This is a genomic window from Rhizobium sp. Leaf341 (genome assembly GCF_001424325.1).
Classification (GTDB): domain Bacteria; phylum Pseudomonadota; class Alphaproteobacteria; order Rhizobiales; family Rhizobiaceae; genus Ferranicluibacter.
In genome coordinates this window covers 15,995-34,788 of the sequence record NZ_LMPE01000005.1, presented here as the reverse complement: position 1 = coordinate 34,788, position 18,794 = coordinate 15,995, and the positions used below count along the sequence as shown (strand labels likewise).

Annotated in this window: 18 protein-coding genes; 12 read left to right on the top strand and 6 right to left on the bottom strand. The window is 65.1% G+C overall.

The window, feature by feature from the left end; genetic code table 11:
• Positions 1-112: 112 nt before the first annotated feature.
• Positions 113-1,765, top strand: coding sequence for an AMP-binding protein (locus ASG03_RS07285; protein ID WP_062693121.1), 1,653 nt, complete (start codon positions 113-115; stop codon positions 1,763-1,765).
• A 105-nt stretch (positions 1,766-1,870) separates the two neighbouring features.
• Here ASG03_RS07285 and ASG03_RS07280 read toward each other — a convergent pair whose 3' ends face one another.
• The 4 genes from ASG03_RS07280 to secA form a co-directional block, all read right to left on the bottom strand.
• Positions 1,871-3,151: a GNAT family N-acetyltransferase gene (locus ASG03_RS07280; RefSeq protein ID WP_062474715.1), complete on the bottom strand. Its 1,281-nt coding sequence runs from the start codon at positions 3,149-3,151 to the stop codon at positions 1,871-1,873.
• Positions 3,148-4,614: a lipopolysaccharide biosynthesis protein gene (locus ASG03_RS07275; protein WP_062693120.1), complete on the bottom strand. Its 1,467-nt coding sequence runs from the start codon at positions 4,612-4,614 to the stop codon at positions 3,148-3,150. The genes ASG03_RS07280 and ASG03_RS07275 overlap by 4 nt, the downstream gene beginning before the upstream one ends.
• A 99-nt stretch (positions 4,615-4,713) precedes the next feature.
• Positions 4,714-5,358 carry a LysE family translocator gene (locus ASG03_RS07270; RefSeq protein WP_062693119.1) on the bottom strand — a complete coding sequence of 215 codons (645 nt, stop codon included), beginning with the start codon at positions 5,356-5,358 and terminating at the stop codon, positions 4,714-4,716.
• Between the two features lie 185 nt (positions 5,359-5,543).
• Positions 5,544-8,264: a preprotein translocase subunit SecA gene (secA, locus tag ASG03_RS07265; RefSeq protein ID WP_062693118.1), complete on the bottom strand. Its 2,721-nt coding sequence runs from the start codon at positions 8,262-8,264 to the stop codon at positions 5,544-5,546.
• 270 nt (positions 8,265-8,534) lie between these two features.
• Here secA and ASG03_RS07260 point away from each other — a divergent pair, with 270 nt between their 5' ends.
• From ASG03_RS07260 to ASG03_RS07235, 6 genes are all read left to right on the top strand, one after another.
• Entirely contained in the window at positions 8,535-9,428 is an 894-nt protein-coding gene (locus tag ASG03_RS07260) for a peptidylprolyl isomerase (RefSeq protein WP_062474702.1), read from the top strand.
• A 204-nt stretch (positions 9,429-9,632) separates the two neighbouring features.
• The gene (argJ, locus tag ASG03_RS07255) at positions 9,633-10,874 is read left to right on the top strand and encodes a bifunctional glutamate N-acetyltransferase/amino-acid acetyltransferase ArgJ (RefSeq protein WP_062693117.1); all 1,242 of its coding nucleotides are present in this window, start codon (positions 9,633-9,635) and stop codon (positions 10,872-10,874) included.
• Entirely contained in the window at positions 10,855-11,691 is an 837-nt protein-coding gene (locus ASG03_RS07250; RefSeq protein WP_082475609.1) for a GNAT family N-acetyltransferase, read from the top strand. The genes argJ and ASG03_RS07250 overlap by 20 nt, the downstream gene beginning before the upstream one ends.
• Positions 11,692-11,693: 2 nt before the next feature.
• Complete coding sequence (gene mutT, locus ASG03_RS07245) at positions 11,694-12,110, top strand: 8-oxo-dGTP diphosphatase MutT (RefSeq protein ID WP_062474691.1); 417 nt, start codon at positions 11,694-11,696, stop codon at positions 12,108-12,110.
• A gap of 257 nt (positions 12,111-12,367) precedes the next feature.
• The gene (locus ASG03_RS07240; RefSeq protein ID WP_062474688.1) at positions 12,368-12,688 is read left to right on the top strand and encodes a hypothetical protein; all 321 of its coding nucleotides are present in this window, start codon (positions 12,368-12,370) and stop codon (positions 12,686-12,688) included.
• Between the two features lie 35 nt (positions 12,689-12,723).
• Complete coding sequence (locus tag ASG03_RS07235; RefSeq protein WP_082475648.1) at positions 12,724-12,885, top strand: Flp family type IVb pilin; 162 nt, start codon at positions 12,724-12,726, stop codon at positions 12,883-12,885.
• A gap of 103 nt (positions 12,886-12,988) precedes the next feature.
• On the opposite strand, the gene ASG03_RS07230 is transcribed toward ASG03_RS07235, so the two are convergent.
• Entirely contained in the window at positions 12,989-13,861 is an 873-nt protein-coding gene (locus tag ASG03_RS07230; protein WP_062474685.1) for a class I SAM-dependent methyltransferase, read from the bottom strand.
• 101 nt (positions 13,862-13,962) lie between these two features.
• On the opposite strand from ASG03_RS07230, the gene ASG03_RS07225 reads away from it, so the two are divergent.
• From ASG03_RS07225 to ASG03_RS07210, 4 genes are all read left to right on the top strand, one after another.
• Positions 13,963-14,829 (top strand): ComF family protein, encoded by an 867-nt coding sequence (locus ASG03_RS07225; protein WP_082475608.1) that lies wholly within the window; start codon positions 13,963-13,965, stop codon positions 14,827-14,829.
• A 110-nt stretch (positions 14,830-14,939) separates the two neighbouring features.
• A complete protein-coding gene (grxC, locus tag ASG03_RS07220; RefSeq protein ID WP_062475712.1) occupies positions 14,940-15,197 on the top strand; it encodes a glutaredoxin 3 in 258 nt (85 codons plus the stop codon).
• 13 nt (positions 15,198-15,210) lie between these two features.
• Entirely contained in the window at positions 15,211-16,071 is an 861-nt protein-coding gene (locus tag ASG03_RS07215; RefSeq protein WP_062601018.1) for a carbon-nitrogen hydrolase family protein, read from the top strand.
• Positions 16,068-16,496 (top strand): DUF1178 family protein, encoded by a 429-nt coding sequence (locus ASG03_RS07210; RefSeq protein WP_062474679.1) that lies wholly within the window; start codon positions 16,068-16,070, stop codon positions 16,494-16,496. Before ASG03_RS07215 ends, ASG03_RS07210 begins: the two co-directional genes overlap by 4 nt.
• A 50-nt stretch (positions 16,497-16,546) precedes the next feature.
• Here the strand turns inward: ASG03_RS07210 and ubiG are convergent, their stop codons facing one another.
• Positions 16,547-17,296, bottom strand: a complete 750-nt coding sequence (ubiG, locus tag ASG03_RS07205) for a bifunctional 2-polyprenyl-6-hydroxyphenol methylase/3-demethylubiquinol 3-O-methyltransferase UbiG (protein WP_062474676.1) — start codon at positions 17,294-17,296, stop codon at positions 16,547-16,549.
• 229 nt (positions 17,297-17,525) lie between these two features.
• On the opposite strand from ubiG, the gene ASG03_RS07200 reads away from it, so the two are divergent.
• Entirely contained in the window at positions 17,526-18,779 is a 1,254-nt protein-coding gene (locus tag ASG03_RS07200) for an aspartate kinase (RefSeq protein WP_062474675.1), read from the top strand.
• Positions 18,780-18,794 lie beyond the last annotated feature (15 nt).

Sequence of the window (18,794 nt, the reverse complement as noted above, 5' to 3'; positions counted from 1 at the left end):
CTTCGGTCGGGATCCATGCGGGCGATCGTGTCGCCCTCGATTGATCTGCCGAGCAGGGGGATGATAGGGTCGGGGCGGCCGCCATGTCGGTCTCCATCTCGCTCGGCGGTTCATGCGTCCCACCTCGTCCATCCCCAATACCTCTTATGACGCCCTGATCCGGGATTTCGCCTGGAAGATCCCGCGCGTGTTCAATATCGGCGTCGCCGTCAGCGATGCCTGGGCGGCGCGGGCGCCGGAGCGCGTCTGTCTGCAGCATTTCCAGCCGGACGGACAGCATCAGACGCTGACCTATGGCGCGTTCGCGGCGCAGTCTTCGGCCCTGGCGGCCGGTCTGCTCGCGCGCGGGGTCCGGCCGGGCGATCGCGTCGCCATCCTGCTGCCCCAAGGGTTCGCGGCGGCGATCGCGCATGCGGCGATCTACAAGCTCGGAGGCATCGCGCTGCCGCTTGCCCTTCTCTTCGGCGTCGAGGCGCTGGAATACCGGCTGCGGGATGCCGGCGCCTGCAGTGTCATCACCGATCGTTCCGGCGTCGCGCGCCTCTCGGATATCCGGGCGCGCGTGCCCGATCTGCGCCTGATCGTCTGCACGGATGGCGGCGAGGGCGCGGCCGAGGCGGGCGCAACGGTCTCCTTCGATGCGCTTACGGCCACGGAGGCAAGCGGTTTCGTTGCGGCCGAGACCGGGCCGGACGATCCGGCCCTGATGATCTATACATCCGGCACCACGGGGCCACCGAAGGGCGCGCTGCACGGGCATCGCGTGCTGCTCGGCCATATTCCCGGCTTCCAGTTTCACCATGCCGGCCTGCCCCAGGCCGGCGACCGCATGTGGACGCCGGCCGATTGGGCCTGGGCCGGCGGGCTGCTGAATGCGCTGTTGCCGTCGCTCCTGCTCGGCGTTCCCGTCGTGTCGTCTCCGGCGCAAAAGTTCGATCCGCACATGGCGTTCCGGATCCTGTCGGAGATGAAGGTGCGCAATGCGTTCATCCCGCCGACGGCGCTGCGGCTGATGACGGCAGTGGCGCATCCCAGGACACAGTATGATTTCGAGCTTCGGACGGTCGGGGCCGCCGGGGAAGCGCTGGGTCGCGAGACCTTCGAGCAGGCGTCGCAAGCGCTCGGCGTCGCGATCTCCGAGTTCTACGGACAGACGGAGTGCAACATCGTGATTTCCTCCAGTGCGGCCTATGGCGTGCTGAAGGCGGGATCCATGGGCAAGGCGGCGCCCGGTCACGTGGTCGACATCATCGATCAGGCCGGGACGGTCCTGCCGCGCGGGCAGGTGGGCCAGGTTGCCGTGCGACGGCCGGATCCGGTGATGTTTCTCGGATACTGGGGCAATCCGGCAGCGACGCAGGCCAAGTTCATCGGCGACTGGATGACGACGGGCGATCAGGCCGTGATGGATGCGGACGGCTATATCCGTTTCTTCGGTCGCGATGACGACGTCATCACCTCGTCCGGTTTCCGCATCGGGCCCAGCGAGGTCGAGGATTGTCTGGCCGGCCACCCCGCCGTCCGCATGGCCGCCGTCATCGGCAAGCCGGATCCGGTGCGCACCGAAATCGTCAAGGCCTATGTCGTTCTGGCAGAGGGGTATGCGGCCTCGGATTCTCTCGCCGCCGCCCTGTCCGATTGGGTGAAGACGCGGCTGTCGATGCACGAATATCCGCGCGAGGTGGCTTTCGTCGATTCCTTGCCGCTGACGACGTCCGGCAAGATCCTGCGCCGCCTGCTGCGCGATGCCGAAGCTCGGATGTAAGGACGGGCTTCCGGCGGGCTCTCCTTCTTCGGGCGATGCGCTTTAAAGTTATGTTTTGATGTATCTCGTTTCCCGAAGCCGCTGCACACGTTCGGGCGACATGCCTTAGCGGAAACCCCGCGGCGCCAGCGCGCGCATCTTCTCGCGCAGCAGCCGGGCCATGTTGCGGGTGTTGCGGTAAAGGTGGAGCTGCGTGGCAACCTGGCGCACGTCACGGTCGCGATTGGCGCGCAGGCCAATGACGAGCGTGCCCATCTCCTCGCGCTCTTCCCAGAACCGGCTCATGATCGGATGATCGGGGACCGCGCAGCTGTCGGATTTCGTAATATTGGGGTCATCGAGATGCCATTCCGTCAGCTCGCTCAAAAGCAGCTTGCCGGGGGAGTATCGGGCATAGGTCTCGTCATAGCCGGTTTTCCAGGTGTAGGCCTCGCCGCCCATCATGAAGACCACCATCGAGGCGATTGCGACGCCGTCGAGGTCGATCGTGTGGATGCGGACGGCATCGGCTTCGGCCAGATTGGTGATCGCCTCGCGGGCGAACGCTGCGCGGTAGCGGTCCATGACGATCGCCGTGCGCTGGCGCCCCTTCCAGCCGGACGCTTCGAGGGCAAGAAATTCCTCCATGCGCAGGCGGATCTCTTCCGGCTGGCGCGCGACGGCATGGGTCACCGTGCCGAGGCGCGACAGGAGCGTCCACTGGCGCCGCAACTCGCGGAAATGCGCCGGGCTGATCGAGGCGCGCAGATAGGTCTCGCCGTCGAGCGCGCTTTGGAGAATCGGCCGGCTGAACGTGTCGGTGACCGTCAGCGGCAGGTTCCGGCTGATGGCGACCGCGCGGGCAAGGCTGGCGAGCGGTCCCTTCAGGCGGATGTCGGGCAGCACCAGGATCGGCGGCAGGCCTGCATCCGGATTGGCCAGCGCGTCGAACAGGTTGTCGAGCGTTTCGGCGGCCTCCTCCGTGTCGAGAAGCGGCGTGCCGAGCGGTCCAAACGGGTTGGACCAGGCGCGGATGATCGGCGTGCCGATGGCAAAGCCGGGCTTCTCCACCGAAAACGGCATCAGGAAGCGCAGCCGGCTGCGGGTTTCGCTGCGGTCACGAAGGATCGCCAACCGCACGACGCGATCTTCCAGACGGGGCATGGCCGGTGCAATGAAGCGGCCGGAGAAGAACACGTTCGGTTCGATCGCCCGATGCGACAGAAAATCGAGTTCCTCCTGCAGGTCGTAGCCGGCTCGGGCGGGATAGACGCAGAATTCGCGGCCCGGTCGCCCGGTCGGCACCAGCGTCTCGGCATGGATTTCGGCGTGGCCGACCGGATCGCGCTGCGGAACCCGGGAGGGGCGGCTGTTGGCGTCTGTCGGAAACTGGGGCGTGGCGCTCATGGTCGGCTGGCCTCTGCATCCATCGGTCTCGCCTTTGCCGCGGCGGCATCGAGACGATCGGTCCTGACGGGTCTGGAATGGGGGTCGGCAAAGGCAAACAGCCTGATGCCGAAGGTATGGCGTACGGCAAGGTGGAGCAAACCGGCCTCGACCACCATGGCGCCGGCCGTTGCCAGGGCAGCCCCCGTCAGACCGAAGATCGGGATGAGGCTGACATTGAGCGCGATGTTGGCCGCAAGGGCCGCGGCGTAGAGCTTGACGCAGAGCGACTGCTGGCCTCCCATGGTCAGCAGGGCCTCCGCCGGACCGACGAACGCCTTGGCCATGATGCCGGCGAAGAGGATCGCCATCAGCGGATAGCCCGACACGAAGGCAGGACCGAACAGCGACAGCAGGAAGCCGCCCGAGACAAGGACGCCGCCGCCGACGAAGAGCGACGGCCAGAAGCACCATCGGGCACTCTCGATGGCAATCACCGACAGCTGCTGCCGATCCGGCTGGCCCATGGCGGCGGAGAAGCGGGGCGCGGCTGCGGCCTTGACGGCAAACAGCACGAAGTGGACGAGCGCCATGGTCTTGGCGGCGGCAAAGTAAATTGCCACGCTTTCCGGATCGAGCGCAATGCCGACCAGCACGACGTCGGAATTCGTCAGCATGAATCCGAAGCCCTCGATGAGGAAGATCGGCAGGGCAACGCGCAGCCAGGTGCGGAACTCGATCCGCAGCGGGCCCGTCTGATAGCGCCGCTTCAGCCGCCAGGTCAGAATGAAGAACTGCCCGACGGTGGCGACATAGGTGGCGGCCATGGCGGCGATCATGGCCGTCTGTGCGGTGGAGGCCTCGCCGAGGCGAACCGCAGCCACCATGAAGGCAAGAATGAGCACCGGCCGGACGATATAGGTAGGGCTGAGGGCCGAGACGGCCCAGCTATGGGCCCGCGATGTCCCGTCCATGACATCGCCGAGGGCAATCATGGGCAAAGCGAAGACACCGAGATAGAGCGGCACGAGATAGTAGCCGTTGACGACGTCGCCGAAGAGAACGAGCCCGCCGATGCCGACAAGCGCGAGCGCTGTCGCCGAGAGGAGCGCGAAGATCCGGACCGTCGTCATCATGCCGCGGATTTCATCGATGGCGTTCACGGCGTGATATTGCGGGACGAAGCGGATGATCGCGGTGTGGAAGCCGAGGCAGGACAGGTTTCCGAACAGGACCACGAGAACCCAGACGAAGACGAAAATGCCGTATTCGAACTCGCCCATCAGGCGCGCCATGACGATCTGGGACAGAAAGGCGATGCCGGCGCTGACGACGCGGATGGCAAAGGCGACAAGCGCCATGCGCTGCGCACGATGTTTCGGATCATCGCTGGTGAGCAACGGCTCCAGCCGGCGCATCAGCGGCAGGAGCCGGTCTTTGAGACCCGGCGGCAGAAGACGCTCTGCCGTTTGACACGCTGCCATAAACACGAAACGCTACCTGACCTGGACGCCATACGACACGGCTGGAGGATGCCGCATCTGCGTTAACATTCCGTTGGGACACGCGCCCGGACGTCAGGATTAGGCCCGGCCCAAGGCCACGTGAACGCCGAGACCGACAAGGACCGTTCCGCCGACCTTCTGCATCAGGCGCTCTGCCCGCCCTGAGGTGCGCAAACGCGCGAGAACGGCATCGGCAAGCAGGACGCAGACGATATCCGCGAGCGAAAACATCATGTTGACGATGGTCCCCAAGACGGCGAACTGGAGCGCGATCGGAACGGCGGCTGCCGGGTCGACGAATTGCGGCAGGAAGGCGAGGAAGAAGATCGCCGTCTTCGGATTGAGTACCTCGACCATCATGCTCTGCAGGAAAGCCCGGCGCGCGGATGTCATCGCGACACCGGGCGCCGGGATCCCGTTGTCGCCTGGTTGGCGCGTCGGCGTCCGCACCATGGCGATGCCGAGATAGACGAGATACGCGGCACCGGCGAGCTTGACGGCCATATAGGCCGCCGGCACCGCCTGGAAGAGCACCGACAGCCCGGCGGCGGCGGCGGCCACGTGGACATAGCCGCCGAGATGGATGCCGAGCGTCGCCATCAGCCCGGCACGCCGATTGGCGGCAACCGTGCGGGCCGCGACATAGAGCATGGCCGGACCGCGAAGGAAGGCAAAGAGGCCCGTGGTGACCAGGAAGGGAAGGAAGAGATCCAGCGATGTCATGACGTGGTCCCTTCACGCGCTTCGAAACAGGTGCGCGGGGACAATGGCATGCGACCATCCGCAGGCAAAGAGGTTCTGGGGTCATTCTGACCGGTGAGACGCGCGTGCACGCTGCGTCCAAACGACGACACCACGCCCCTTGTCGGAACGTGGTGTCGTGGTTGTCGGTCGACGGAGCTTGTTTCTCAGGCCTCGGTGGCCTCGAAGGCGCCGTGGCAGTGCTTGTACTTTTTCCCGGAACCGCAGGGGCAGACCTCGTTGCGGGAGACACGGCCCCAGGTGGCCGGGTTGGTCGGGTCGCGGTCTTCGGGCGCGACCGTGGCGAGGTTGCGGTCGGTGGTGAACTCGTCCTCGCCGGTCTGGGCGTCAATGTGATGGCCGAACATTTCCGGCGGCTCGGGCTGCGGCGCCTGGGCGGCGTCGCGCACCAGTTCGACGCGCATCAGTTGCGCCGTGACGCCCTGGCGCAGATTGGTCAGGAGCGCCTGGAACAGCTCGAACGCCTCGCCCTTGTACTCCTGCAGCGGATCGCGCTGGGCGTAGCCGCGGAAGCCGATGACCGAGCGCAGGTGATCGAGGTTGACGATGTGCTCGCGCCACAGGTGATCGAGCGTCTGCAGCACGACGGAGCGCTCGACGTAGCGCATGATCTCGGGCCCGAATCGCTCGGCGCGTTCGGCATTGGCCTGGTCGGCCGCAGCCAAAATGCGCTCGCGGATGTCGTTCTCGTCGATGCCTTCCTCCGCCGCCCAGGCGGCGATCGGCAGGTCGAGGTTGAGTGTTTCGAGGACGTCGTTGTTCAGCCCCTCGACATCCCACTGTTCGGCATAGGCCTTTTCCGGAATGCGCTTGGCGACAATGTCCTCGATGACCTCGTGGCGCATGTCGGCCACGGTTTCCGAAACGTCCTCGCTGTCCATCATCTCGATGCGCTGCTCGAAGATGACCTTGCGCTGGTCGTTCAGCACGTCGTCGTACTTCAACAGGTTCTTGCGCGTGTCGAAGTTGCGCGCCTCGACCTTCTTCTGCGCGCGTTCCAGCGCCTTGTTGATCCAGGGATGGACGATCGCCTCGCCTTCCTTCAGCCCGAGCTTCTGCAGCATGGAATCCATGCGCTCGGAGCCGAAGATCCGCATCAGGTCGTCCTGCAGCGACAGGTAGAACTTCGAACGGCCGGGGTCGCCCTGACGGCCGGAGCGGCCACGCAGCTGGTTGTCGATGCGGCGGCTTTCATGGCGTTCCGTCGCCAGAACATAGAGGCCGCCGGCGGCAAGCGCCTGCTGCTTGAGTTCCTGGACCTCTGCCTTGATGGCGGCTTCGCGCTGGTCGCGCTCCGGACCCGGCTCCACGTCGTGGAGCTCGGCCTCGATGCGCATGTCGAGATTGCCGCCGAGCTGGATGTCGGTGCCGCGGCCCGCCATGTTGGTGGCGATCGTCACCGCGCCGGGGACGCCTGCCTGGGAGACGATGTAGGCTTCCTGCTCGTGATAGCGGGCATTCAGCACCTGGAAGTTGGTAAAGCCCTCGCGCTTCAGGAGAGCGGCGAGCAGTTCCGACTTTTCGATCGAGGTGGTGCCGACGAGAACGGGCTGGTTGCGCTCGCGCGCCTGCCGGATCTCCTCGACGATCGCCTTGAACTTTTCTTCCGTGGTCCGGTAGACCTCGTCATGATCGTCGATACGCTGGATCGGCAGGTTGGTCGGCACTTCCACGACTTCAAGGCCGTAGATGTTGCCGAACTCTTCCGCTTCCGTCGAGGCCGTGCCGGTCATCCCGCCGAGCTTCTCGTACATGCGGAAATAGTTCTGGAAGGTGATCGAGGCGAGCGTCTGGTTCTCGGGCTGGATCGTCACCTTTTCCTTGGCTTCCAGCGCCTGGTGCTGGCCTTCGGAATAGCGGCGGCCCGGCATCATGCGACCGGTGAACTCGTCGATGATGACGATCTCGTCGCCGCGAACGATATAATCCTTGTCGCGCTGGAACAGCTTGTGTGCCTTCAGCGCATTGTTGACGTGGTGGACGATCGCGACGTTCTCGACGTCGTAGAGCGTCTCGCCTTTCAGCAGGCCAGCCTGGCGCAGCAGGTTCTCGAGCTTTTCGGTGCCGTCTTCGGAGAAGTTCGCCGAGCGCTGCTTTTCATCGATCTCGTAGTCGGCCTCGTCCAGCATCGGAATGAAGGCGTCGATCGTCGTGTAGAGCTCGGACCGGTCGTCGAGCGGTCCGGAAATGATCAGCGGCGTACGGGCTTCGTCGACCAGGATCGAGTCCACCTCGTCGATGATGGCGAAGAAGTGTCCGCGCTGGACCATTTGGACCCGCTCGTACTTCATGTTGTCGCGCAGATAGTCGAAGCCGAGTTCGTTGTTGGTCGCGTAGGTGATGTCGCAGCCATAGGCGGCCTTGCGCTGGTCGTCCGTCAGCCCATGGACGATGACGCCGGTGGTAAGGCCGAGGAAGCCGTAGATGCGCGCCATGGTGGCCGAGTCGCGGCTGGCGAGATAGTCGTTGACGGTAACGACATGCACGCCCTTGCCGGCAAGCGCATTGAGATAGACGGGAAGCGTCGCGACCAGCGTCTTGCCTTCACCGGTCTTCATTTCGGCGATCGACTTCTCGTGCAGGATCATGCCGCCGATAAGCTGGACGTCGAAGGGGCGAAGGCCGAGCACGCGGCGGGCGGCCTCCCGGGCCACGGCGAACGCGGGGACCAGAAGGTCGTCCAGCGTCTTACCGGCGGCCAGCTGCTGGCGGAACTCGACGGTCTTGGCCGCAAGGGCTTCATCGCTCAAAGCCTTCATTTCAGGCTCGAGAGCGTTGATCGCGGCAACACGGGTGTTGTAGCCCTTGACGCGACGATCGTTGGAGGACCCGAAGAGTTTGCGGGCGATGCCGCCGAGACTGACCATGAAGATGGTCCTTTCATGTGACGTCGGCGTTCTGCGCGTGGGGTGTGATTTCCCGTCGACTGCGCCAAAACGCCCGGATCTTGTTCTGGACGCGAGGTTGCGTGACAGATAAGAGGGGGGTCGAATGATGTCAACGGGAGTTGCAGGCCGACGTTTCGCTGAAAATGCCGGTTTTGCAAGGCTACACAACGGCCACATTCTGGTGTTTGTGAGGTCGGCGACCCGGCCGCGAAGGGCGGATCCGGTACCCCATCGGGAAAGGTTTACGGAATGTTGAAATCCAGATTGCTCGCTGCCGTGGCGCTTGGCGCCGTGATCGCGATCCATGGGCCCGTTTTTGCCCAGGATGCCGCCGATCCGGTCGTCGCCAAGGTCGGGACCGCCGAGATCCATCAGTCCGAGCTCGATCTCGCGATGGCCTCGCTCGATCCGCAGCTGGCCCAGCTGCCCGACGAGCAGAAGCGCGCCGCAGCGCTTTCGGGGCTTGTCGACGTGAAGCTTCTCGCCAAGGACGCCGAAGCCGAAGGCGTGCAGAACAGCGAAGACTTCAAGAAGCGTCTCGCCTATCTGACGGACCGCGAGCTTCACAACGCGTATTTCAAGAAGCATGTCGTCGACGCCGTTTCGGCCGACGAGGTCAAGGCGCGCTACGAGAAGGAAATCGCAGCGATCAAGCCACAGGAAGAGGTGAAGGCCCGTCACATCCTGGTCAAGACCGAGGATGAAGCCAAGGCAATCATCAAGGACCTCGATGCGGGCAAGGATTTCGCCACGCTCGCCAAGGAAAAGTCCACCGATCCGAACAAGGACGATGGCGGCGACCTCGGCTACTTCACCAAGGAGCGCATGGTGCCGGAATTCTCCGAAGCCGCCTTCGCGCTGGAGAAGGGTGCCTACACCAAGACTCCGGTCAAATCGCAGTTCGGCTATCACGTCATTCTTCTCGAAGACAAGCGCCTCCAGCCGCCGCCGCCGCTCGACCAGGTCGAGCCGCAGGTCAAGCAGCTCGTCATGCGCGACAAGTATCTGGCGCTGCTCGCCGATGCCAAGAAGGATGCCGGCGTCGACATCAGCGACCCTGCATTGAAGAAGGCCTATGACGAGGCCAACAAGGCCGACGAAGCGGGCGCCGCCGAAGGCGACGCCGTCGAAGGCGCCAACTAGGCGGCTGACGGCTGGATCGTCCGGTCTGCTTCGGCCGCAGAGGCCGGCGACCGCCGCTTCCATCCTCCGGTGTCACGCGTCTGTGACAACCGTCCATCATGAGTGAAATCCCGAAGGCGATCCTTCGGGATTTTCGTTTGACGGCTCGATCACCGTTCCGTCACTGTCGCCGATCCCCCCAGCCCTTTCCGCGAAGGTTCCTCCATGTCCGCTTCCGTTTCCCCGCTTGCCCCGAAAACCTTTGCCGACATGCCGCCGGTGCGCGGCGTCCGCATGGCGACGGCCGAAGCCGGCATCAAGTACAGGAACCGGACGGACGTCCTGATGATGGTGTTTGATGCGCCCGCCGCGGTCGCCGGCGTTTTCACGCGCTCGCTCTGCCCGTCCGCCGCCGTGGATTTCTGCCGGCAGAACCTGCCGGGCGGCGTCGCCCGCGCGGTCGTCGTCAATTCCGGCAATGCCAACGCCTTTACGGGGGTCAAGGGTCTTTCCGCGACGGAATTGACCGCCCGATCGGCGGCCGAGGCGGTCGGCTGCTCGACGGACGAGGTGTTTCTGGCCTCCACCGGCGTGATCGGCGAGCCGCTGGACGCCACCAAGTTTGCCGGCGTGCTCGGCGACATGCATGCGCGTGGCCGGGAAGACTTCTGGTTGGAGGCCGCCAAGGCGATCATGACCACGGATACCTATCCGAAGGTCGCGACCCGTTCGGCCACCCTCGGCGGCGTGACGGTGACCATCAACGGGATCGCCAAGGGCGCCGGCATGATCGCGCCCGACATGGCGACGATGCTGTCCTTCGTCGTCACCGACGCGGACATCGCACCGCAGGCCCTGCAGGCCCTCTTGTCGCAGGGCGTCGGTCCGTCCTTCAATTCGGTAACCGTCGACAGCGATACCTCGACGTCGGATACGCTGATGCTGTTTGCAACGGGCGCCGCGGCGGCAGAGGGTCAGGCGCGCATCGAGGATGCATCCGACGCGGCGCTCGACGATTTCCGTACGGCGCTCAATGCCGTGCTGTTCGATCTCGCCCTTCAGGTGGTGCGGGACGGGGAGGGCGCGCGCAAGATGGTGGCCATCACGGTGGAGGGCGCCGAGAGCGACGCCGCCGCCAAGCGGATCGGCCTGTCGATCGCCAACTCGCCGCTCGTGAAGACCGCGGTCGCGGGCGAGGATGCCAATTGGGGCCGGATCGTCATGGCTGTCGGCAAGGCGGGCGAGAAGGCGGATCGCGACCGTCTTGCCATCTGGTTCGGCGATATCCGCGTCGCCGTCGACGGCGAGCGCGACCCGGCCTATTCCGAAGCGGCCGCAACGGCCGTCATGAAGGAGCAGGACATCGCCATCAAGGTGGAGATCGGGCTCGGCACGGGCACTGCGACGGTCTATACCTGCGACCTGACCAAGGAATACGTCGAGATCAATGGCGACTACCGGAGCTGAGCGCGAAGCCGGGCTCCGAGACTGCCGACCGGACATGCCGATGCTGGAAGACACGACACGAGAGAAATTGCCGCTGGTGCGGCGGCTGGAAGCGATCGGCTTTCGGGCCTGGCCGGCAGCGACGGTGCATTATGACGGCAGCTGGCTGGTGCGCACGACGCCCGGACACGGCTCCCGGCGGCTGAACTCGATCAATCCGCTCGATCCGCATGACGGGCGCGACATGGCCGGCCGGCTCGAACGAGCGGCGCGCCAGTTTCGCGACGCGGGTCTGGTGCCGACGGTGCGCCAGACACCGCTGACGCCGCGCGCCCTTGCCACCCATCTCGATGCCGAAGGGTGGACGCGCCTGTCCGAGACGATCGTCATGACGGCGGATATTCCACCGCATCCGGCCAGCGACGAGCTCGGCCACGTGCCGTTGCGGGATGTCGCCCGCTTCGTGGAGGCGCGCATCGCCATTGCCGGCGATCCCCCGGAAAGCAAGGCATCTCTGACATCGGTGATCGAGGCGATCCGGGCGGAGTGCGGATTGTTCCTGTTCGAGGAGATCGGGCAAGGTCCGACGGCCGTCACGCTGGCCGTGCAGGATTACGATCTTGCCGGCCTGCTGCTGGTCGCCGTCCGGCCGGACCGGCGGGGTGAAGGCATCGGCCGCGACATCGTCGGCGCGAGCCTCCGCTGGGCGCGGTTGAAGGGGGCACGCCAGGCCTGGCTTGCGGTCGAGGCCGGCAACGGACCGGCCCTGGCGCTCTATCGCGGGCTCGGCTTTGCCGAGGCCTATCGCTATATCTATCGAACGCCGCCTGAGGAATGATCATGGATGCAAACCCGCCCCGTCGGCTGCTGCTTGTTGCGGCCTGCGCCCTCATCGATGGCGATGGCCGCATCCTTTTGGCACAGCGGCCGGAGGGCAAATCCATGGCGGGCCTCTGGGAGTTTCCGGGCGGCAAGGTCGAGGCCGGAGAGACGCCGGAGGAGACGCTGATCCGCGAGCTCAACGAGGAACTCGGCATCCGCACCAAGGTGGCCTGTCTCGCACCGCTCACCTTCGCCAGCCACGCTTATGCGGACTTTCACCTGCTGATGCCGCTCTATGTCTGCCGCCGATACGAGGGCGTGCCGCAGGGACGGGAAGGACAGGCGCTGAAATGGGTGCGGGCCAAGGCGCTTCGCGAGTATCCCATGCCGCCGGCCGACGAGCCTCTGATCCCCTATCTGATGGATCTTCTCTAGCCGGGCCGTCTGCCCTGTCGTCTACCCTCCCTTCGCGTATCCCGAAAACCTTTCCAACTTCTTCCTAAATGCGCTGAAGCAAAGGCATTTCCGGCATGCTCCTGCCTGTGCGTTAATGGAACGTTTATCTCCCACGGGCACAATGGCCAGCACGTGATGCCGAGTCGCGCCGCCCTTCGGGAGGACGGGACCGGCGCGCGGCGATCGAGGATGGAAAACGGAGCATTCCGCCGCGTCGGAAAGGCAAGAGGCAGGCCATGGTGGACGATGATTTCTGGAGAACGGTTCAGGACAAGGACCTGACGAAGGGCGAGTACCGGCGCACCGGCGTGCTCAACCTCGCTTTGCTGTTCGGAACGGCCGTCATTGCGTTGACGTTGATTCTGACGCCGATGATGGCCAGCAAGAACACGACCAAGGTTCTCGCAAACGCGCCCATTGACTACGACACCATTTCGACGGGCTCTATCCCCGATGACAAGGGCACGAAGCGCTATACGGTCCGCCGCAGCGTCCTGCAGGAGATGCCGGGCGCCGTCTGCATCGTCAATGGCGATGGCGTCAAGAGCGGATGCTGATTCAGACCGGTTTGGAGGGAATGTCCGTGACGTGCATGTTTCAGCGATTTCTCTCCGACCGCCACGGCGCGACCGCGATCGAATACGGTCTCATCGCCAGCATCATCGCGGTTGCTATCATCGGCGGCTTCGGCGCCATGAGCGAGCAGCTGACGACCGTCTTCAACACCGTCAAGGACGCCCTCACGACACCGTGACGCGAACCGTCGACCAAGGCTTCCCGGCCGGAGCCTTTTGAGAGGCGTTGCGCCCGATGTCGCAGGCGCTGCCGGTCCGGCCGCCATCCGCTGTCGTTGCCCCTTAGGGCTTCTCGTCCACCTTCAGGGCATCCGCCAGCCGCATCTTCGCCGAGCCCGGCGCCAGCGGCTTCTGCTGGCTTTCATGCGGTGCCCAGCCCGAGAGATAGATAACCGAAAAGGTTGCACGGATCCGCCCGTCCGGATCGGCGAACCGTTCGGCATACAGCTCTGCCGCCCGCAGGAACACGGCGCGGGACAGCGGCCTGCGGCTGCGGGCGACCAGCGTATTGGTCATGCCCATCGCCCTCAGGTCCTTCATCAGTGCAAACAGCGAGGCATAGCGGACCGTGTAGGTCTCCGTATCCGTCACGGGTAGGGCAAAGCCTGCGCGCTGCAACAGGCCACCGATGTCGCGCACGTCGGCAAAGGGCACGACGCGCGGGCTGGCGCCGCCCGTGATCTCGCTTTCGGCCGCCAGCAGAACCTCCCGCAGCTCCTGCAGCGTTCCGTTGCCGGGAATGGCCGCCAGGAAAAGCCCGTCCGGCGCCAGCGCCCGCCGAATCTGTATAAACACGCCGGGCGTATCGTTCGTCAGATGCAGGGAGAGGGGCGAGACCACGAGATTGGCGCTGGAGGGTGGGACCGGCACCGTCTCGAGCGGCGCGACGATCACCTCGTCCGGTCCGCCGAACGCGGCGTCCGTCTCGACCCGGGTCAGCTTGCCGATCTTGCCGGTGGCCATCAAGGCGCGGGCGGTCCGGCCGGTGTAGCCGTGCAGTTCAACGGCCGTCTCGAAGCGGCGCTCCACGACCGCCAGCCGTTCGGCAAGATCCTCGCCAACGATGTCGAGCAGGAATTGCGCCTTCTCGTCGCCTGCCTTGAGCGCGCGCAGGCGCCGAGCTTCGACAAGAGGCTGGTCAAAAACGATATCCACGATAATCTCCTTACCTCGGCCTATATCATCGCCGGTGCGCGACTGTGCAAGAGCGGGCGGCATCTTCTAACGGTCGAGCGCGTGGAAGGACGCATCCGGAGATGGACGGTGACTGGCAGCCCTTGCCGACTGCGGCCGGTGCTCCAGCAGCGCGCGCGGACCCCTCGGGCGGCGGCGGGGACGCCGGGGAACGGCCGCGTGGCCGCTTTGAGCGCTTTCGCTCGACCCTTGTCGCACGGTCTCTCGCCGTCGGGCGGCATGTGGCCGATTTTCTTTATCCGCCGGTCTGTCGCGGCTGCGGTCGCTTCGTCCAGGCGCATGCCGCCGTCTGCCCGTCCTGCTGGGCCAGCCTGCGGCTGATCGAGAGACCGTTCTGCGAGGTGCTCGGCGTTCCGTTTTCCCATGACCTCGGCCATGGCATCCTCTCCGCCGACGCCATCGCCCATCCGCCACCGTTCACACGCCTGCGGTCCGTCGCCATTCACGACGGAATTGCCCGCGACCTCGTGCATGCGCTGAAATACACAGATCGGACGGATCTCGCGCCGATGATGGCGGCATGGATGCTGCGGGCCGGGGAGGGGGCCGTCGAGGCGGCAGAGGCGATCGTGCCGGTGCCGCTTCACAGATACAGGCTCTGGTCGCGCCGCTACAACCAGTCGGCGGAACTGGCGCGGGCGCTTGCCCGTCTCTCCGGCCGGCCGATGCTGTCGGAGGCCCTGGTGCGGCAGCGACGGACGGCCAAGCAGGTGGGCCTGGGTGCCACGCAGCGTCGGGATAATGTGAAAGGCGCCTTTCGGGTGACGGAAGCGGGCCAGCCGCTCGTCTTCGGCCGACGGATCGTGCTTGTCGACGACGTCTACACCACGGGGGCGACCGTCGAGGCGGCAACGCGGGCCCTGAAGCGCGCGGGGGCGAGCGAGGTAACGGTTTTGACCTTTGCAAGAGCCGTGACCGTGCTTATATGACCGGACGAAGACAGGCGGCGGGACCATGCCGGTTCCGTCCGGACATGTCGAACAAGGCAGGGCATCAGCGTCGTGCTGGTGCGGAAACATTCCGAAATCAGGTGTCGCTCATGGCTTCCGTCGTAATCTATACCCGTCAGGCCTGTGGCTATTGCTCGGCCGCCAAGAAGCTTCTGTCCAGCAAGGGCGTCTCGTTCGAGGAGCATGATGCGACCTATTCTCCCGATCTCCGCCAGGAGATGATCGCCAAGTCGAATGGCGGCTCCACGTTCCCGCAGATCTTCATCAACGGCCGGCATGTCGGCGGTTGCGACGATCTGCACGCGCTCGACCGGGCCGGCAAGCTCGACCCGATGCTGGCAGCCTGAGGATCCCCACCGCATGTCCGTTCGTGTCGCCGCCGTCCAGATGTGCTCCGGCACCGCGCCCGAAAGGAACGCTGCCGAAATGGCGGAACTTGTGCGCGACGCAGCGGCACAGGGCGCCCTCTATGTCCAGACGCCGGAAATGACCGGTGCCCTGCAGCGCGACCGCACGGCCCTGCGGGCCGCATTGCGCGGGGAGGACGACGACGTGATCGTGCAGACGGCGCGCCGCCTGTCTGCCGAGCTCGGCATTCACCTGCATATCGGTTCGACCGCGATCGGTCTGTCCGACGGCAAGATCGCCAATCGCGGATTTCTGTTCGGGCCGGATGGCGCAAAGATCTGTCACTACGACAAGATCCACATGTTCGACGTGGACCTCGACAATGGCGAAAGCTGGCGCGAAAGTTCGGCCTATACGCCGGGCGAAACCGCGCGACTTGCCGATCTTCCGTTCGGCCGGCTGGGCTTTGCGATCTGCTACGACGTCCGGTTCCCTGAGCTGTTTCGCCGGCAGGCGGTCGCGGGGGCCGAGATCATGACGCTTCCCGCCGCCTTCACCCGCCAGACCGGAGAGGCGCACTGGGAGATCCTGCTGCGGGCGCGGGCGATCGAGAACGGGTTCTTCCTGATTGCCGCGGCACAGGGCGGGGTGCACGAGGACGGGCGTGAAACCTTCGGACACACGATGATCGTCGATCCCTGGGGCCGAATCCTTGCCGAAGCGGGGCCGGGCGGTGCGGCCGTCATCACGGCCGATCTCGACATGGCCGCCGTGGCCGGCGCCCGTGGAAAGATCCCCAATCTCAAGAATGCGCGCGACTTCTCGCTCGCAGCCGCAGAGGGCGCCCCGACGAGCGGAGGCGTGGCCGCGTGATCCGCTATGCGCTGACCTGCGATGCGGGCCATGGCTTCGAAGGCTGGTTCGGATCGAGTGGCGACTTCGATGCCCAGTCCGAGAGCGGGCTGGTCGCTTGTCCCGTCTGCGGGACCGCCGCGGTCCATCGCGCTCTGATGGCGCCGGCGCTCTCGACCGGGCGGCGCAAGGACACGCAGCGCGGCTTGATGATGGACCAGGCACAGCAGGCCGCTGTGTCCAAGATCCGCGAGATGGTCTCGACCATCCGTGCCAATGCCGAGGACGTCGGCGAGAAGTTTCCCGAGGAAGCGCGCCGGATCCATTATGGCGAAGCGGACGCCCGCGGCCTGATCGGCCGCGCAACGCTCGACGAGGCGCGGGCGCTGATCGAGGAGGGCATCGACGTTGCGCCGCTCCCGATCCTGCCCGACGATGTCAACTGACGGCGCGACGAAGGACGGCGTCATCGCGTCGGCGGGCCACGGCCGCCTGATCAGTCGCGGGGGCGCTTGGCGATCAGCATGTAATTGACGTCCATGTCGCGCGAGAGGTTCCACTGGTTGGTGAAGGGGCTGAAGAAGACGCCGGTGCGTTCCGTGATCGTCATCCCGGAGGCTGAAAGCGGCTTTTCGATCTCTTCCGGCCGGACCAGTTTCTCGTATTGATGCGTGCCGCGCGGCAGCCATCGCAGCACGTTCTCGGCGGCGAAGATGGCCAGGGCGGCGGCCTTCATCGTGCGGTTGATCGTGGCAATCACCATCATGCCCCCCGGGCGAACCATGGAAGCGCAGGTGGTCAGGAAGAAATCGACATCCGACACATGCTCGACGACCTCCATATTGAGGACGATATCGAACGTTTCCCCGGCCTCTGCCAGTGCCTCGGCGGTCACCGCTCGGTAATCCACGGAAACGCCGCTCCCGGCAGCGTGTGTCTGGGCGATGCGGATGTTCTTCTCCGAGGCATCGGCACCGACGACATCCGCCCCCATGCGCGCCATCGGCTCGGAGAGTAGCCCGCCGCCGCAGCCGATATCCAGAAGCCGCAGGCCTTCCAGCGGCCGCGGCACCTTCAGGTCGCGACCGAAGGTTTCGGCCGCCCGATCGCGAATGTAGGAAAGGCGGACAGGATTGAACTTGTGCAAAGGCTTGAACTTGCCGTGCGGGTTCCACCACTCTGCCGCCAGTGCCGAGAATCGATCGACTTCGGACTGGTCGATGGTCGTGCGGGCCGCGTCTGTCATGATGTCGTCTCCGGGAAATTCAGGCGTCCTCCGTGAAGTCGTCCGGCACTCCGCACTTGTCAAGGGCTGCGACACGACCGCGCTCCCCGCGGCAAGGCGCCAGGCCCGCCCGCGGGCAGGGATCCCGCCGGTTCTCCCGGCCATTGCGCGTTTCCGGCAACTTCGCTAAGGAAGCCGCCAACTTCAGCAGGCGCGCGGCGCGCGCAATCTCTGGTACCGGTAGAGGCAGATGGCACGCATCGTGATGAAATTCGGCGGGACCTCCGTCGCAGACATGGATCGCATCCGGGTCGTTGCCCGCCATGTGAAGCGCGAGGTCGATGCCGGCCATGAGGTCGCTGTCGTCGTATCCGCCATGTCGGGCAAGACCAACGAACTGGTTGGCTGGACGCGTGACGCTTCTCCCATGCACGATGCCCGCGAATATGACGCCGTCGTCGCCTCCGGGGAACAGGTGACCTCCGGGCTGCTCGCCATCGCTTTGCAGCATATCGGCATCAACGCCCGGTCCTGGCAGGGCTGGCAGATCCCCATCCGGACGGACAACGCCCATGGCGCGGCCCGGATCCTGGATATTGACGGGTCCGACCTCATCCGCCGCTTCGGCGAAGGCCAGGTGGCCGTCATCGCCGGCTTCCAGGGGCTCGGCCCCGACAACCGGATTGCCACGCTCGGTCGCGGCGGCTCCGACACAAGCGCGGTTGCCATCGCCGCTGCGGTCAAGGCCGATCGGTGCGACATCTACACCGACGTGGACGGCGTCTACACCACCGACCCGCGCATCGTGCCGAAGGCGCGCCGCCTGAAGAAGATCGCGTTCGAGGAAATGCTGGAAATGGCATCGCTCGGCGCCAAGGTCCTGCAGGTGCGCTCGGTCGAACTTGCCATGGTGCACAAGGTCCGTACCTTCGTGCGCTCCAGTTTTGAGGACCCCGACGCGCCCGGCATGGGCGATCTTTTGAACCCGCCGGGAACGCTGATTTGTGATGAGGAAGAGATCGTGGAACAGGAAGTCGTAACCGGCATCGCCTATGCCAAGGATGAGGCGCAAATTTCGCTGCGGCGTCTGAACGATCGCCCGGGTGTTTCCGCCGCGATCTTCGGGCCGCTGGCCGAAGCACACATCAATGTCGATATGATCGTCCAGAACATCTCCGAGGACGGATCGAAGACCGACATGACCTTCACCGTGCCGTCCGGCGATGTCGACAAGGCGCTGCGCGTTCTCGACGCGGAGAAGACCAGGATCGGTTTCGATGCGGTCCAGAACGAATCGGGTCTCGCCAAGGTGTCGGTGATCGGCATCGGGATGCGCAGCCATGCCGGCGTTGCGGCGTCGGCTTTCCGCGCGCTTGCTGAAAAAGGCATCAACATCAAGGCGATCACCACCTCGGAAATCAAGATTTCCATCCTGATCGACGGTGCGTACGCCGAATTGGCTGTTCGGACTTTGCATTCCGTCTACGGGCTGGATAAGAATTAAGCGAAGCGGCCGAAG

Excerpts from the sequence above, each read along its gene's own strand:
- ASG03_RS07240 (WP_062474688.1), top strand. The coding sequence starts at position 12,368 with ATGGTGGACGATGATTTCTGGAGAACGGTTCAGGACAAGGACCTGACG.
- argJ (WP_062693117.1), top strand. The coding sequence starts at position 9,633 with ATGTCCGCTTCCGTTTCCCCGCTTGCCCCGAAAACCTTTGCCGACATG.
- ASG03_RS07285 (WP_062693121.1), top strand. The coding sequence starts at position 113 with ATGCGTCCCACCTCGTCCATCCCCAATACCTCTTATGACGCCCTGATC.
- ASG03_RS07200 (WP_062474675.1), top strand. The coding sequence starts at position 17,526 with ATGGCACGCATCGTGATGAAATTCGGCGGGACCTCCGTCGCAGACATG.
- secA (WP_062693118.1), bottom strand. The coding sequence starts at position 8,264 with ATGGTCAGTCTCGGCGGCATCGCCCGCAAACTCTTCGGGTCCTCCAAC.
- ASG03_RS07270 (WP_062693119.1), bottom strand. The coding sequence starts at position 5,358 with ATGACATCGCTGGATCTCTTCCTTCCCTTCCTGGTCACCACGGGCCTC.
- ASG03_RS07280 (WP_062474715.1), bottom strand. The coding sequence starts at position 3,151 with ATGAGCGCCACGCCCCAGTTTCCGACAGACGCCAACAGCCGCCCCTCC.
- ASG03_RS07225 (WP_082475608.1), top strand. The coding sequence starts at position 13,963 with ATGGACGGTGACTGGCAGCCCTTGCCGACTGCGGCCGGTGCTCCAGCA.
- ASG03_RS07235 (WP_082475648.1), top strand. The coding sequence starts at position 12,724 with ATGTTTCAGCGATTTCTCTCCGACCGCCACGGCGCGACCGCGATCGAA.
- ASG03_RS07275 (WP_062693120.1), bottom strand. The coding sequence starts at position 4,614 with ATGGCAGCGTGTCAAACGGCAGAGCGTCTTCTGCCGCCGGGTCTCAAA.
- ASG03_RS07215 (WP_062601018.1), top strand. The coding sequence starts at position 15,211 with ATGTCCGTTCGTGTCGCCGCCGTCCAGATGTGCTCCGGCACCGCGCCC.
- ASG03_RS07260 (WP_062474702.1), top strand. The coding sequence starts at position 8,535 with ATGTTGAAATCCAGATTGCTCGCTGCCGTGGCGCTTGGCGCCGTGATC.
- grxC (WP_062475712.1), top strand. The coding sequence starts at position 14,940 with ATGGCTTCCGTCGTAATCTATACCCGTCAGGCCTGTGGCTATTGCTCG.
- ASG03_RS07250 (WP_082475609.1), top strand. The coding sequence starts at position 10,855 with ATGGCGACTACCGGAGCTGAGCGCGAAGCCGGGCTCCGAGACTGCCGA.
- mutT (WP_062474691.1), top strand. The coding sequence starts at position 11,694 with ATGGATGCAAACCCGCCCCGTCGGCTGCTGCTTGTTGCGGCCTGCGCC.
- ubiG (WP_062474676.1), bottom strand. The coding sequence starts at position 17,296 with ATGACAGACGCGGCCCGCACGACCATCGACCAGTCCGAAGTCGATCGA.